Genomic DNA, 14,332 nt, shown 5'->3' with positions numbered 1-14,332 from the left:
CACCGAGCCACTCAGAGGAGACACCCAAGATGGACTTTAAGGTCGCCGACCTTTCGCTGGCCGCGTTCGGCCGCAAGGAGATCCAGCTCGCCGAGCACGAGATGCCCGGCCTGATGTCGGTGCGCGAGGAGTACGCCGCGGCCCAGCCGCTGCGCGGCGCCAAGATCATGGGCTCGCTGCACATGACCATCCAGACCGCGGTGCTGATCGAGACCCTCGTGGCCCTCGGCGCGGACGTCCGCTGGGTGAGCTGCAACATCTTCTCCACCCAGGACCACGCCGCCGCCGCGGTCGTCGTCGGGCCCGAGGGCACCGTCGCCGAACCCAAGGGCGTCCCGGTCTTCGCCTGGAAGGGCGAGACCCTGGAGGAGTACTGGTGGTGCACCGACCAGGCCCTGCGCTGGCCCGACGGCACCCCGCCGAACATGATCCTGGACGACGGCGGCGACGCCACCCTGCTCGTCCACAAGGGCGCCGAGTACGAGAAGGCCGGGGCCGTCCCGTCCGCCTCCGAGGACGACCCGGAGGAGTGGCACATCATCATCGACACCCTCAAGCGGACCATCGCCGAGACCCCCGGCCGCTGGACGGAGACCGCCGCCGCGGTCAAGGGCGTCACCGAGGAGACCACCACCGGCGTGCACCGCCTCTACGAGATGCACAAGGCCGGCACGCTCGCCTTCCCGGCGATCAACGTCAACGACTCGGTCACCAAGTCGAAGTTCGACAACAAGTACGGCTGCCGCCACTCGGTCATCGACGGCCTCAACCGCGCCACCGACGTGCTGATCGGCGGCAAGGTCGCCGTCGTCTGCGGCTACGGCGACGTCGGCAAGGGCTGCGCCGACGCGCTGCGCGGCCAGGGCGCCCGCGTCATCGTCACCGAGATCGACCCGATCTGCGCGCTGCAGGCCGCCATGGACGGCTTCCAGGTCACCACCCTGGACGAGGTCGTCTCCATCGCCGACATCTTCGTCACCACCACCGGCAACTTCAACATCATCACCGCCGACCACATGGCGAGGATGAAGCACCAGGCGATCGTGTCCAACATCGGGCACTTCGACAACGAGATCGACATGGCCGGCCTGGCCAAGATCCCCGGCATCGTCAAGGACGAGGTCAAGCCGCAGGTCGCGACCTGGACCTTCCCCGACGGCCACAACATCATCGTGCTCGCCGAGGGCCGGCTGATGAACCTGGGCTGCGCCACCGGCCACCCCTCGTTCGTCATGTCGAACTCCTTCACCAACCAGGTGATCGCGCAGATCGAGCTGTTCACCAAGACCGAGGAGTACCCGGTCGGCGTCTACGTGCTGCCCAAGCACCTGGACGAGAAGGTCGCCCGCCTGCACCTCGACGCGCTGGGCGTCAAGCTCACCACGCTCACCAAGGAGCAGGCCGAGTACATCGGCGTGAACGTCGAGGGCCCCTACAAGCCGGACCACTACCGGTACTGACCTCTCGATGTCCTTGAGGGATCACGACATCGCGGACCCCGGCCTTTGCGAGGCCGGGGTCCGGCGCATCGGCTGGGCCGACCGCTCCATGCCGGTGCTGCGCTCCATCCGCGAGCGGTTCGAGCGCGAAAGGCCCCTGGAAGGGCTGCGGGTCGCGGCGTGCATGCACGTCACGACCGAGACGGCGAACCTCCTGCGCACCCTCCAGGCGGGCGGCGCGTCCGTCGCCGTGGCGGCGTCCAACCCGCTCTCCACCCAGGACGACACCGCCGCGGCGCTGGTCGTCGAGTACGAGGTGTCGGTGTTCGCGCGTGCCGGAGTGGACATGGAGACGTACTACCGGCACATCCACGCGGCGCTGGACGTCTCGCCGCACCTCGTGGTGGACGACGGATGCGACCTGGTGAACATCCTGCACACCGAGCGGGTGGACCTGCTGCCCTCCGTCCTCGGCGGATGCGAGGAGACGACCACGGGCGTCATCCGGCTGCACCAGATGGCACGTGAGGGGGCCCTGCTCTTCCCCGTCGTGGCGGTGAACGACACCGCCACCAAGCGGCTCTTCGACAACCGTTACGGCACCGGCCAGTCGACGCTGGACGGCATCATGCGGGCCACGAACACGCTACTCGCGGGCAAGACCGTCGTGATCGCGGGCTTCGGGTACTGCGGACGCGGCGTGGCCGAACGCGCCCGGGGGCTCGGCGCGCTCGTCATCGTCACGGAGATCGACCCGGTGAAGGCGCTCGAGGCGCTCCTTCAGGGCTTCCGGGTGGAGCCCATGGCGTCGGCCGCCCGCCAGGGGGACGTGTTCGTCACGACCACGGGCAACCGCGACGTGATCCGCGCCGAGCACTTCGAGGTCATGAAGGACGGCGCGATCCTCGCGAACTCCGGCCACTTCGACGTGGAGGTCGACGTCCGGGCGCTGGAGGAGCTCGCCGTGGACGTCCAGCGCGTCCGTCCCCAGGCCGACGAGTACGTCCTGGCCGACGGCCGCCGCCTGGTCCTGCTGTGCGAGGGCCGCCTGGTCAACCTCGCCGCGGCCGAGGGCCACCCCGCCGCCGTCATGGACATGTCCTTCGCGGGCCAGGCCCTCACCTGCGAGTGGCTGGCCCGCACCCACGCCTCCCTGGAGCCGGGCGTCCACCAGGTCCCCGGGGAACTCGACTCGGAGATAGCCCGCCTGAAACTGGCCTCCATGGCCGCCGCGATCGACGCCCTCACCCCAGAGCAGGAGGAGTACCTCTCCTCCTGGCGGTCGGGTTCCTGACATGCCCCGCGGCTCCTACCTCCACCTCTCCTCGGGCGTCACCGAGGAGTTCCAGTGCGCCCCCGGCCCCGCCGGCTGGCGCTACGTCGCCCCCGGCGTCGACCTGACCGTCGACAGCCGCTGGCGCCCCGCCCGCCTCCAGTTGACGACGTCCTCCTGGACCCTGCGCGGCGGCGCCGCGGGCCGCGAACTCCTGTGGGTCCGCGGCGACCGCGAGCACTCCGCCGAAGCCCTGGCCTTCCTGGGCGACTCCCCGGCCTTCCTCGTCGCCGTCGCCCGCTCCCTGAGCCTGACCCCCGGCGACTCCGCGACCGTCCCCCTGGTCCAGGTGACCGGCGACTCCCTGGCCACCCGCACCGTCACCCAGCGCTGGGCCCTCGTCTCCGTGGAGACCCACCCCACCGACCTGGGGCCCCTGCCGGTGGAGGCCTGGCAGACCACGGACCTGGAGACCGCCGAGACCACCGAGTTCCACCTGGCCGGCGACGTCGTCCTGACCGCCCCCGGCCTGGAACTCACCCGCTTGGACTCCCCGCCCAACCTCTGACCGCTCTCGGCGGATCGACCGCGTGTCTTCCGGCGGAACGTCCATAAAACTATCGGCAGATCGACCACATACCCTTCGGCAGAACGTCCACGAAAGCCATGGCAGATCGACCACACAGGTAGCGGCAGATCGACCACGTGACCTATATGAGCTGGGGTAAGTCGGCGGGAATGGGGAACCCGCATCTGTACGTTCGACGGGCCTGGGAGACCGCTTCCTCGCAGGGTTCGTCCTCTACGCGGGAGAACAGACGCTGTCCTTCGGCGAGAAGCTCAAGGCGCTCCCCATGGCGGCCCTGTGGCGGCTCGAGGCCCCCTGAAGGCGCCCGGCAGGTGAGGGGCCCAGGGGGCGGGGATCGGCGGCGGGCCGCCGATCCCCGCGGCGGTCACCGCCGGGACGGCGGGACGGCGTGGTAGAGGGCCGTGTTCTGGTCGAGGTCGGTTCCGGCCAGGCGGAAGCCGGCCTTCTCCAGGACGCGGATGGAGGGCGGGTTGGAGAGTTCCACGGTGGCGTGGACGGTGCGGACGGCCTGGGCGGTGAAGGCGTGTCCGGTCAGGGCTCGGGTGGCCTCGGGGGCGTAGCCGAGACCCCGGCGGGAGGGCACGACGCCGTAGCCGAGTTCCAGGGAGCCGTCGGAGGGCGGCCAGAACAAGCCGATCGAGCCGACCACCAGGCCGCTGGCGCGTTCGATGATCTGGCGGTGGCCGTACGGGCCCAGCCAGGCGGGGTTCTCGGCGAACAGCCCGGCGATGACGAGGTCGCCTTCGGCGGGGAAGTCGTCGGCCCAGTGCGCCGGGCGGGCGCCCTCCAGGACGGCGGTGACCTCGTCGGGGGTCCACGTGCGCAGGACGAGGTGGTCGGTGATCAGATCGGCGTCGGTCGCCGGGAAGAAAGAGGACATGGGAGGTTTCTCCTGGTCGTTGGAACGACCCGGCCGGCGCTCTAGGCGCGCGAGGACCGGGCGAGGGCATGCTGAAGACGGCTTCCGACAGCCATATTCATCAACCTCCCTCGCTGCTGGGTGACCAGGCGTCTCTCGTCGGGCGACGCTAACGCCTCGCCGCCTTGTGAACAACCCGTTTCCGGCGTTTCTCGCCATCCGGTCCGTTCGGTCTCACGTCGGGTTTCCGGGGGCGGTGAGGCCGTCCAGGACGAGGTCGAGGAGGTGGTCACGGCGGACGGCGACGACGGGGGAGCGGCCGGAGATCCAGGCGATGGCGTTGACGAGGGAGAAGAGGTCGAGGCCGTCGACGTCGTCCTGACCGCCCCCGGCCTGGAACTCACCCGCCTCGACTCCCCGCCCAACCTCTGACCGCTCCCGGCGGATCGACCGCGTGTCTTCCGGCAGAACGTCCACGTGACGTATATGAGCTGGGGTGAATCGGAGGGCGTGAGGCGCCCGGCAGGTGAGACCGTTTCGGGCGGTGGCCGGTTCAGGGGACGGGTTCGTGCTCTTCCGACCGTAGAGCCAAAGCGCCCAGGACGGTGTAGCCGCCTGTGATCGCCAGCAGGCCTGCCGCTGACTTTCGCGGTACGTCTCCGCGGATCAGGTGGACGAGACCGGCCGCGGTGTCGCAGGCGTCCACCATCAGGCAGAGTCTGCGCCAGCGACGCCGTGTCGTCGGGTCGCCCAGGAGGTGGCCGAGGCCGAGGGCGAGGGCTCTGCTCCCGAAGACCCGGGTCATGTATCGGAGTTCGGGGGTCTCCCGGTCGGCCATGCCCACGAGCCTCACGTTGAGACCCGGTGCGGCCAGAGCCGCGATTCCCCAGACGATGCGGCCGCTCGCCGCCCCCAACAGTGCGCGTTCCATGCCGTCGATCCTCACAGGACGTGCTGACGCGCGTCGATTACTCCGGAGGTAACCTCGCCGCCCATGACCGCTGCCGCCCGGCGGTCACCGCTCAGCCGGTGAAGAGCTGGTCGAGCGCGGTGATCTCGAGGGCGCGGCGTGCCCAGGTCTCGAGCTGGGCGGTGTCGGTGCAGCCGGTGATGCGGGCGCGGGCTTCCTCGGTGAGGGCGATACCCCGCTTCTCGAGGATCAGCAGCAGGATCTTGGCTTCGCCTTCGGCAAGGCCTTCAGCGAGGCCTTCGGCGCGCAGTTCGGCGCGGAGGGTGGAGACGAAGGGCTGGGTGCTGGTCTTCATGTGGGCCTTCCACTTGGTGAGGGCGGCCGGGGTGCTCTGAAGGGCCGCTTCGGTGTATTCGGCGTAGGAGATGGCGGTCTTCTCGTCGAGGGTGCCCAGGGCTTCAATCAGCACTTCCAGTATGGCACCGATCTCCGGGGAACGGGCTTGGACCTGGGCGGACAGGACGGTGAAGGGCACGTGGACGCGGGCTTCGGCGAGATCGGTGATCTTGGGGGCTCTGTCAGGGCCGAAGACGTGGGCGGTGAGAGTGCCGGAGGGGAGGAGGCCGGGGAGGCCCCACTCGATGGTCCGGCGGGCCCAGGCGGCGGTGGAGCGCTTCTGGGTGATGACCAGGAGCACGGCCGGGAGGTGGTATTTGGCGCGCAGGTAGGTGATGAGCTGGGGCCAGGTCTCTTCCTTCTCCGGGTCGGGGTCGGTCTGGGACTCCACGACCAGGAGGAAGGGCGGATGTCGGGCGGTTTCGATCTTGAGGACGGTGTCGGGGCGGCGTTCCAGCGGGCGGAACTCGGTGGCGTCGACGTTGAGTTCGGCGACCTTGCTCACCTGGAGATCGGCGCCACTGACCTGGAACAGGGCTCGGGCCACAAGGTCCGCGTCGTTCTGGAAGATGCGGTGCAGGGCTTCGTGAGGAGCGTTCGGCATGGGCCGGAATTTACTCAGCGCTACGTTACCTCAAGGCTACTTTATGTAATCTTTGCTGTTGGGGGTGGGTTGACATGTGAGGGCGAAGGGCGCTGGAATTCACATGTGAACAGTTCTTCAGATGGGCGAGTGGCTGAGCCGGACGGGTGCGCGGTCCGGGTCGTGGACGCCGAGCGGGTGGCCTCGGTGCGGGAGAGGATGCCCGCGGAGCGGGATCTCGCGGACACGGCCGAGGTGTTCGGGCTGCTGTCGGACCCGGGGCGGCTGCGGCTGCTGCTGGCCCTGCTGGAGGGAGAGCTGTGCGTCTGCGACCTCGCGGCGGTCAGCGGGATGAGCGAGTCGGCCGTCTCGCACGCGCTGCGGCTGCTGCGGGCGCACCGGGTGGTGAAGGCCCGCCGCTCCGGGCGGATGGCGTACTACCGGCTGGACGACGCGCATGTGAGGATGCTGCTGGACCTGGCGGTCGCGCATATCGAGCACAGCGAGGTCGCGCACCCGGAGCGGGAGGCCTGAGATGGGCGCGGGACACGGTCATGGCCACGGGCACGGCCATGTGCACGAGCACGCGGGCGGACGGCACCGGTGGAGGTTGTGGCTGTCGTTCGTGCTGACGGCCGTCTTCTTCGTCGTCGAGCTGGTCTACGGGCTGGTGTCGGGGTCGCTGGCGCTGCTGTCGGACGCGGGGCACATGGCGGGGGACGTCCTGTCGCTGGGGGTCGCGCTGGTGGCGACGAAGATCGCGACCAGGCCCGACCTGACGGGGCGGCGCACCTACGGGTCCTACCGGGCGGAGGTGTTCGCGTCCGGGTTCGCGGTGCTGGTGATGCTGGGCACCGCCGCCTACATCGTGGTGGAGGCGCTCGGACGGGTCGGGGAGCGGGCCGAGGTCGAGGCGGGCCCGATGCTCGTGGTCGGCGTCCTGGGGCTGGCGGTCAACCTCGTCGCGCTGGCGCTGCTGCGGGCGGGCGCGTCCGAGAGCCTGAACGTGCGGGGCGCCTACCTGGAGGTGCTCGCCGACGCCGCGGGCTCGGTCGGCGTGATCGCGGCGGGCGCGCTGGTCGCCGCGACCGGGCAGGTGCTCTTCGACACCGTCATCGCGCTGGCCATCGCGGTGTTCGTGGTGGTCAGGGCGGTGGCGCTGGGCCGCCAGGTGCTGGCGGTGCTGGGCCAGCACGCGCCCGAGGACGTGGACGTCGAGGCCCTGACGAAGGACCTGGCCGCCATCGAGGGCGTGCGGGACGTGCACGACCTGCACCTGTGGACGCTGACGTCCGGGATGCACGTGGCGACCGCCCACCTGGTGACGGCCGAGGACGCCGACGGGCACGCCGTGCTCGACCGGGCCAGGGACCTGCTGCGGGACCGCTACGCCATCGCGCACGCCACCCTCCAGGTCGAACCCGCCGACCACAGCGGATGCGACGAGCTCGGCTGGTGAGCACTCGTTTAACCGATCCGGAGCGTAACGGGCGGTACGCCGGGGGATGTCGGCGCTGTGGACGACGGCGCGGGAGAGACGGAGGAGGTCAGGCTCGCCCTGGTGATGAACGGGGGAGTCAGCCTCGCCGTGTGGATGGGCGGGGTCGTCCACGAGCTCGACCTGCTGCGCCGCGCCTCGCAGGGCGACCCCGAGGAGAACGTCAAGAAGAGCGACCTGCCCGCCTTCCGGTTCTGGCGGAGGGTCACGGCGGAGGGCGCGCGGCCCAGGCGGGTGCGCATCGACATCATCGCCGGTACGTCGGCGGGCGGGCTGAACGGGATGATGCTGGCCACCGCGATCGGGCGGAACACGGCGCTGCCCGGTCTCAAGGAGATGTGGCAGCGGTCGGCGGCCCTGGACCAGCTGCTGGCCGAGCCGTCCGGGCACAGCCTCTTCAGCGGGGAGTTCTTCCGGGAGAGGCTCAAGGAGGCGGTCGAGAGCGTCCCCCACGAGGACGCACGCCCCGACAGGTCCGATTCGGTGACGCTGTTCATGACGGCCACCGCCCTCGACGGGCGGTTCCGGTCCTTCACCGACAGTTTCGGCAACTACTTCAACGTCCGGGACCACCGGAGGCTGTACCGCTTCGAGCGCTACAGCGAAGAGGACGCCGTCGTCTACACCCCGGAGAACGGGGAGTGGAAGATCAGGAAGAGCCGCCCCCGCAACGACTTCACGGCGGCCGGTACGGACGTCCTCGTCCAGGCGGCGTGCGCGACCGCCGCTTTCCCGGTGGCGTTCCCGCCCGTCAGCGAACTGCCGCTGCTGCGGTACCGGGAACTGCCGAAGAAGGTGTTCGACGATCCGGCCAGCTGCGTGATGGACGGGGGCATCCTCAACAACGAGCCTTTCGGCCCGGTGCTGGAGGCGATCACCAAGCGTCCGCTGGACCGGAAGGTGAAGCGGGTCGTCGTCTATGTCGTCCCGTCCGGCGGGCGGCTGCCGGAGGAGGAGGTCAAGGACAGGGCGTGCGGGGAGGTCTCCGCCGTCACCGCGGGTTTCAGCGCGATCGGGTTCCCTCAGGAGGTGAACTTCCGGATCGGCGCGGAGGATCTGGCCTCGCGGCTGCGCACCAGCGGCCGCTCGACCAGGGAGGAGCTCTTCGCCCGGTTCCACGAGGCGAGGATGGGGGAGAGCCCTTCCGTCCTGCCCGATTTCCTCTCCCTGGCGCAGGGCATGTTCTCCGAGTACCGCTTCAACCGGGCCCGCGGCGTCATCCTGGAGGTGCGGGAGCTGCTCGCCGCCGCCGACCACGTCACCTCGCTGGTCTTCCCGCCGCAGGTGGAGGCCGCCGAGATCCACGAGTTCCTGGCCCGGCGGCCGGGGTTCCGCTGGATCCCCCCTGACGATCCGGCCTGCTTCACCGACTGGGGCCGGACCTGGCGGTGGGGGCTCTTCCCGGCGGAACGCGTCCTGCAGACGCTCAGCGGCCACCTGCAGGAACGCGCCGACGCCGAGGACCGGACGCGCAGGCCCGGCGCCCAGGCCAGGCTGATCGAGGGCGCGAAAGCCCTCAACGGCGAGGTGCGCAAGGTCCTGGCCGTCAAGGACGCCGTCATCGCACGGCTCCAGCGGTCCTTCCCCCGCTCCGGCAGGTTCTCCGACCGGGAGGCGGCCCAGCTGCTCGACGAGGTGTTCGGGAGGCTGAACGTCCCCGAGGCCGTCGCGGAGTTCGTCCGGAACGGAAACGACCACTACACCAGGGCCGTCGCCGACGTGGAGGGGCGCTGGGGCGGGACTTGGGACGTGGTGACCGACTGCCTGGTCATCGAGGTGCTCACCCAGGCGTTCACGCCGCCTTCGGGCATCACCGAGACGCTCACCCCGCACTTCGACTTCCTGCGCCTGGGCCCGGACACGATGAGCCGCCTGTTCCACGACGACCGTTTCGGCGACCTGGGGGAGCGCAAGCTGTACGGGGTGCGCTTCCAGCATTTCGGCGCGTTCGCCGAACCCGGCTGGCGCCACTGCGACTTCACCTGGGGCCGGCTCGACGCCGCCCACCATCTGCTGCCGCTCTTCCTCTCCTCGGACGAGGAGGCGCGGGCGGCGGAGGCTGAGCTGCACGGGCTCATCCTCGACGCGGAGTTCGGCTCGGGCGGCCTCGAACGGATGAGGGAGCACCTGACCGTGCTGAAAAGGAGCGTAAGCGACCTGGACCTGCTGCCGGCCGTCCCCAGGACCTACGAGACCCTGCGGACGAGGGACGCGGTGAGCCGGGCGGTCTTCCGCGTCGTCGACGGGACCGCCGGCCGCAGGGTCCGGCCGCGGCTCGTCCGCGTCTGGCTCCGCCGGGAGACGAACCACGTGCTGGACGAGTTCTGGCGCGCCTCGCAGGGCGAGGAGCCTCGCGGCGCTCCCCGGGCGGCGCTGAACGCGGTCAGGGACGTCTTCGTGCGGGTCGCCGTCCGCCTGGTGATGGTCGCCGTCGTCCTGGTGGTGCTCGGTTTCGTCCTGGGTGTCCTGCTCGGCTGAGGGGGTCAGGCGGGGTCGAGGCCGTCGAGGATGACCTGGCAGATCTCCTGGAGCTGGGCGACCTGCCGGGGGGTGAGCCGGTCGAAGACGCGGGAGCGCACTTCCTCGACGTGGCCGGGGGCGCTCTCGGCCAGGGTGCGCATGCCTTCGGGGGTGAGGGCGGCCAGGAGGCTCCGCCCGTCCGACGGGCAGCGGTCGCGGCGCACCCAGCCGCGGCGCTCCATGCTGGTGACGGCGTGGGTGAGGCGGCTCTGGGAGTAGCGGAGGCTGCGCGCGAGGTCGCTCATGCGGAGCGTGTGGTCGGGGGCCTCGGAGAGCGCGACGAGGATCCAGTAGTAGGCGTGGGGCATGCCCGCGTCCCGCTGGAGCTGCCGGTCGAGGGCTTCGTCGAGCAGCTGGTTGGAGAGCAGGTACGCCCGCCAGGCCGCTTGTTCTTCCGGGGTGAGCCAGCGTGGGGAGGCCATGCCCCCATCCTACGGTAGTTGAGAGTTCAATTAAATTCGGTTACCTTGGGTGATACCACCCGTCTGCCGAGGAGCCGAGGATGTCGATCACCCGTCTCAACCATGCCGTCCTCTACGTCCGCGACGTGGCGCGGAGCCGCGACTTCTACGAGAACGTCCTGGGCTTCCGCACCCTGATCTTCCTCCCCGGGCAGGCCGCCTTCTTCCAGGCGTCCGGCTCCACCAACGACCACGACCTCGGCCTGTTCCAGATCGGATCCGGCGCCGCGCCCTCCCCGGCGGGCCGCACCAGCGTCGGCCTGTACCACCTGGCCTGGGAGGTCGACACCCTCGCCGAACTCGACCGCCTCCGCACGGTCCTCCTGGAGGCCGGGGCCCTGGTCGGCGCGTCCGACCACGTCCTCACCAAGTCCCTCTACGCCCAGGACCCCGACGGGCTGGAGTTCGAGGTCTGCTGGGTCGTCCCCGCCGCCCTCATCACCGAGGCCGACCGGGAGAGGGCCGCCTCCGACCTGCGGCCCCGCCCCTTGGACCTGGAAGCCGAGGCGGCCCGCTACGGCGCGGAGACCAAGGGCGGGATCGGGGTGTCCATTCCGGCCTTCCCGGCGGCCGTCGCGGAGTAGGACTTTCCCGCCAGTACCATCAGGCGACCTTCGGTACGCGGCGAGAGGAGACGGCTGTGGGCTCCGGGCACCACCACGGTCAGGACACGGGGGAACCGGCTCCCCGGGCGGTGGTGCGGGCGGTGCTCGCGGTGCTCGTCCCGCTGGCCGTCGCGACCCTGGCCGGGCTGGTGTGGCTGTGGCCGTCGGGCGAGGAGCCGCGCGGCGAGGAGGGCGTGAAGGTCGGGCGGGCCACCGGGACGATCACCTCCGTCACGCTCAAACCCTGCCAGGAGGCGACTCCCGGCAGCACACCCCTGGACCTGGGCGAACCGGGCGTCGCCCCGTTCGAGACCGACCCGCGACGCTGCGGGACGGCGACCGTGCGGCTGGAGTCCGGGAAGGAGAAGGGCACGACGGCGCGGGTCGAGCTGCCCAGCGGCCCGGGAAGCCAGGTCTTCGCCGAGGGCGACGACGTGGTGCTGCTGGAGATGCCCGGCGGCACCCTGAACGGCGACCGCTACCACCTCTCCGACCACGACCGGTCGGAGGCGCTGTGGCTCATCGCCGTGGCGTTCGTGCTCGCCGTGATCGCGTTCGGCCGCTGGCGCGGCCTGCGGGCGCTCGCCGGGCTGGGCATCACCTTCGCCCTCCTGGTGTTCTTCCTCCTGCCCGCGATCCTGGAGGGGCGGCCGCCGCTGCTCGTCGCCGTCGTCTGCGCGTCCGCGATCATGCTGGCGGTGCTCTACCTCACCCACGGCTTCACGGTGACGACGTCCGTGGCGGTCCTGGGCACCCTCGCCAGCCTCGTGCTCGCCGGGGCGCTGGCCACCGCGGTGCTCGACCTGACGCATCTGAGCGGCATCACCGACGACAGCTCCCTCTATCTGGACGCCAACTACCAGATCAACACCCGGGGCCTGCTGCTGGCCAGCATCCTCATCGGCGCCCTCGGCGTCCTGGACGACGTGACGGTCACACAGTCCGCGACCGTGCGGGAGCTGGCCGGAGCCAACCCCCGTTACGGGTTCCGCGAGCTCTACCGGGCGGGCGCCAGGGTGGGCCGCGCCCACATCGCCTCGGTCATCAACACCATCGTCCTGGCCTACGCCGGAGCCTCCCTGCCGCTCCTCCTGCTGTTCGAGCTCGGCGGCCAGGGTGCCGGGCAGGTGCTCACCAACCCCGTCATCGCCCAGGAGATCGTCCGCAGCGTCGTCGGCACCCTGGGCCTCATCGCGGCCGTCCCCCTCACCACGGCCCTGGCGGCCTTCGCCGCCTCCCGCGGGACCCCCGCCGCCCCCGCCGAGGAGCCGTCCGGCGACACCCCCCGGCCGAAGGCGTCGTGGGAGTGGGAAGAGGACCCCGAAGAGCGGGTCTTCTGAGCCGGACGTCCCCGGAAGCCTTCCTTTTGAAAACCAGTCGGTTATATTAAAGACTGGTTATCGAATGGGAGGTTCCGGATGGGCGCGGAGAGTCTTGACGCCACCTTCGCGGCGCTCGCCGATCCGACCCGCCGGGCGATCCTGGCCCGGCTCAGGGAGGGCGAGGCCACGGTGACGGAGCTGGCGGAGCCGTTCGCCATGACCCAGCCGGCGATCTCCAAGCACCTCAAGGTCCTGGAGCGGGCCGGGTTGATCTCCCGCGGCAGGGACAGGCAGCGGCGGCCCTGCCGGCTGAGGGCCGACGCGCTCAAGGACGCCACCGCGTGGCTGGAGGGCTACCGGGGCTTCTGGGAAGAGCGCTACCAGAGCTTCGACGCCCTGCTGGACGAGCTCAAGGAGAGGAACGGCAGTGACGAGTGAGGCAGCCGACCGATACCGGCGCAGGGCCGACGCGTTCGAACGAAAGGTCGTTTCCGTCCGCCCGGACCAGTGGTCGAACCCCTCTCCCTGTGAGAAGTGGACGGCCAGGGACGTGGTGCGGCACATCATCGACATGCACGGGGTGATGCTGAGACCCCTGGGCCGCTCCCTCAGCCCGGCTCCTTCGGTCGACGACGACCCGGTGGCGGCCTTCCGCGCCGCCCGGGCCGACGTGGAAGCGGTCCTGGACGACCCTTCGCTCGCCGGTGAACCGTGCGAGACGTTCGCAGGCCCCATGTCGGCGGAGCAGAACATCGACCAGGTCGTCAGCGACGACCTTCCGCTGCACGGCTGGGACCTCGCCCGCGCCACGTCCCAGGACGACACGATGGACTCCGAGGACGTCGAGCGGGCCTGGGCCGTGATGAAGGCGATTCCCCCCGAGCTCCTCGAAAGGTTCCGCACCCCGGGCGCGTTCGGACCGGGAGTCGAGGTGTTCGGCCCGGAGGCGGAGGTCCCGGAGGGCGCGACCCTCCAGGACAGGCTGCTCGCCTTCGTCGGCCGTGATCCGCGGTGGCGTCCGTGACCTCGGAGCTGACCGTCGCGACGCCGTCGGAGCGCGCGATCGTCATGACGCGGTCGTTCGACGCCCCCGCACGGCTGGTGTTCGAGGGATGGACCAGACCGGAACTTCTCGCGCGCTGGTATGGCGCCCGCGGCTGGACCGTCGTCGACGCGCGGATCGACCTGCGAGCGGGCGGCTCCTGGCGGTTCGTCTGGCGCGGTCCGGGCGGTGCCGCCATGGCCGCCGGCGGCGTCTACCGCGAGGTCGCCGCACCCTCCCGGCTGTCCTACACCGAGTCGTTCGACGACCACTGGTACCCGGGCGAGGCGCTGGTCAGCCATGACTTCGTCGAAAGGGACGGAACGACCACGCTCACCACGACCCACCTGTTCGCCTCGAAGGCGGCGCGGGATCTGGTGCTCGCCTCCCCGATGGCACGCGGAGTGTCCGAGGGCTGCGAACGGCTCGACGAAGTGCTCCGGCAGGCCGCAGACCGCCGGGTCTCTTAGGAGCCCGGCTTCCAGGACGGGTCGCGGCCCGCCAGGCCCAGCGCGCGGCCGCGGCCTCGGCGGCCCGACCCATCACAGGACTCAGATCCATGAGCTCTTCCTCCCCTGTTCCGATCAGGGCAGGGTAAGCAGGACGGCCGCTCCGGGCATTGAAAAAAGACGACAGAACACCCCCGCCCGCTGGCGGGGGACGGATCCGGTCGACGTCGGCGTCCAGCAGACGCCGTGACTTCCTCGCTCTTCGTAATTTCTCTGCCACGCTGTGGCAGGATTACCGTCTGTATGGACGCGTGCTCGTCCGTTCTGGACTGCTCGGTTGGGTCAAGGGCCGGAGAGTGCCCGGACACGGGGGCGTGAGATCGTGA

General features: G+C 70.5%; 16 protein-coding genes. 11 read left to right on the top strand and 5 right to left on the bottom strand.

Going from position 1 to position 14,332, the window contains the following annotated elements; translation table 11 throughout:
- The first annotated feature begins 29 nt into the window (after positions 1-29).
- From ahcY (ABGB12_RS25105) to ABGB12_RS25095, 3 genes are read left to right on the top strand one after another with little or no spacing between them, the layout of a single operon-like run.
- Positions 30-1,460, top strand: coding sequence for an adenosylhomocysteinase (gene ahcY / locus ABGB12_RS25105; protein ID WP_347681897.1), 1,431 nt, complete (start codon positions 30-32; stop codon positions 1,458-1,460).
- A gap of 7 nt (positions 1,461-1,467) precedes the next feature.
- Positions 1,468-2,733: an adenosylhomocysteinase gene (gene ahcY / locus ABGB12_RS25100; RefSeq protein WP_347681896.1), complete on the top strand. Its 1,266-nt coding sequence runs from the start codon at positions 1,468-1,470 to the stop codon at positions 2,731-2,733.
- Position 2,734: 1 nt separating this feature from the next.
- A complete protein-coding gene (locus tag ABGB12_RS25095) occupies positions 2,735-3,280 on the top strand; it encodes a hypothetical protein (protein ID WP_347681895.1) in 546 nt (181 codons plus the stop codon).
- Between the two features lie 385 nt (positions 3,281-3,665).
- Here ABGB12_RS25095 and ABGB12_RS25090 read toward each other — a convergent pair whose 3' ends face one another.
- The 4 genes from ABGB12_RS25090 to ABGB12_RS25075 all read right to left on the bottom strand — a co-directional run bounded on the left by ABGB12_RS25090 (position 3,666) and on the right by ABGB12_RS25075 (position 6,070).
- Positions 3,666-4,181 carry a GNAT family N-acetyltransferase gene (locus ABGB12_RS25090; RefSeq protein ID WP_347681894.1) on the bottom strand — a complete coding sequence of 172 codons (516 nt, stop codon included), beginning with the start codon at positions 4,179-4,181 and terminating at the stop codon, positions 3,666-3,668.
- Positions 4,182-4,394: 213 nt separating this feature from the next.
- Positions 4,395-4,637 carry a hypothetical protein gene (locus ABGB12_RS25085; protein WP_347681893.1) on the bottom strand — a complete coding sequence of 81 codons (243 nt, stop codon included), beginning with the start codon at positions 4,635-4,637 and terminating at the stop codon, positions 4,395-4,397.
- 76 nt (positions 4,638-4,713) lie between these two features.
- Positions 4,714-5,091, bottom strand: a complete 378-nt coding sequence (locus ABGB12_RS25080; protein ID WP_347681892.1) for a hypothetical protein — start codon at positions 5,089-5,091, stop codon at positions 4,714-4,716.
- A 91-nt stretch (positions 5,092-5,182) separates the two neighbouring features.
- Positions 5,183-6,070 (bottom strand): hypothetical protein, encoded by an 888-nt coding sequence (locus ABGB12_RS25075; RefSeq protein WP_347681891.1) that lies wholly within the window; start codon positions 6,068-6,070, stop codon positions 5,183-5,185.
- A gap of 129 nt (positions 6,071-6,199) precedes the next feature.
- Between ABGB12_RS25075 and ABGB12_RS25070 the strand changes: the two genes are divergently transcribed.
- Genes ABGB12_RS25070 through ABGB12_RS25060 form a run of 3 tightly spaced genes read left to right on the top strand, consistent with a single transcriptional unit; the run spans position 6,200 to position 10,025 of the window.
- Positions 6,200-6,583 carry a metalloregulator ArsR/SmtB family transcription factor gene (locus tag ABGB12_RS25070; protein ID WP_347681890.1) on the top strand — a complete coding sequence of 128 codons (384 nt, stop codon included), beginning with the start codon at positions 6,200-6,202 and terminating at the stop codon, positions 6,581-6,583.
- A gap of 1 nt (position 6,584) precedes the next feature.
- Positions 6,585-7,508, top strand: coding sequence for a cation diffusion facilitator family transporter (locus ABGB12_RS25065; protein ID WP_347681889.1), 924 nt, complete (start codon positions 6,585-6,587; stop codon positions 7,506-7,508).
- A 57-nt stretch (positions 7,509-7,565) separates the two neighbouring features.
- Positions 7,566-10,025 (top strand): DUF3376 domain-containing protein, encoded by a 2,460-nt coding sequence (locus ABGB12_RS25060; RefSeq protein WP_347681888.1) that lies wholly within the window; start codon positions 7,566-7,568, stop codon positions 10,023-10,025.
- A gap of 5 nt (positions 10,026-10,030) precedes the next feature.
- On the opposite strand, the gene ABGB12_RS25055 is transcribed toward ABGB12_RS25060, so the two are convergent.
- Complete coding sequence (locus ABGB12_RS25055) at positions 10,031-10,489, bottom strand: MarR family transcriptional regulator (protein ID WP_347681887.1); 459 nt, start codon at positions 10,487-10,489, stop codon at positions 10,031-10,033.
- A gap of 80 nt (positions 10,490-10,569) precedes the next feature.
- Here ABGB12_RS25055 and ABGB12_RS25050 point away from each other — a divergent pair, with 80 nt between their 5' ends.
- The 5 genes from ABGB12_RS25050 (at position 10,570) to ABGB12_RS25030 (ending at position 13,967) form a co-directional block, all read left to right on the top strand.
- Positions 10,570-11,112, top strand: coding sequence for a VOC family protein (locus ABGB12_RS25050; protein WP_347681886.1), 543 nt, complete (start codon positions 10,570-10,572; stop codon positions 11,110-11,112).
- 56 nt (positions 11,113-11,168) lie between these two features.
- Positions 11,169-12,473, top strand: a complete 1,305-nt coding sequence (locus ABGB12_RS25045) for a YibE/F family protein (protein WP_347681885.1) — start codon at positions 11,169-11,171, stop codon at positions 12,471-12,473.
- A 78-nt stretch (positions 12,474-12,551) separates the two neighbouring features.
- On the top strand, positions 12,552-12,893 hold the full coding sequence (locus ABGB12_RS25040) for a metalloregulator ArsR/SmtB family transcription factor (RefSeq protein WP_347681884.1): 342 nt from the start codon (positions 12,552-12,554) through the stop codon (positions 12,891-12,893).
- The gene (locus ABGB12_RS25035) at positions 12,883-13,479 is read left to right on the top strand and encodes a TIGR03086 family metal-binding protein (RefSeq protein WP_347681883.1); all 597 of its coding nucleotides are present in this window, start codon (positions 12,883-12,885) and stop codon (positions 13,477-13,479) included. Before ABGB12_RS25040 ends, ABGB12_RS25035 begins: the two co-directional genes overlap by 11 nt.
- Positions 13,476-13,967: an SRPBCC domain-containing protein gene (locus ABGB12_RS25030; protein WP_347681882.1), complete on the top strand. Its 492-nt coding sequence runs from the start codon at positions 13,476-13,478 to the stop codon at positions 13,965-13,967. The genes ABGB12_RS25035 and ABGB12_RS25030 overlap by 4 nt, the downstream gene beginning before the upstream one ends.
- Positions 13,968-14,332: the final 365 nt, after the last annotated feature.

The organism is Actinocorallia sp. B10E7 (genome assembly GCF_039871655.1).
Taxonomy (GTDB): Bacteria; Actinomycetota; Actinomycetes; order Streptosporangiales; family Streptosporangiaceae; genus Actinocorallia.
This window is presented reverse-complemented; position numbering and strand designations above follow the sequence as displayed.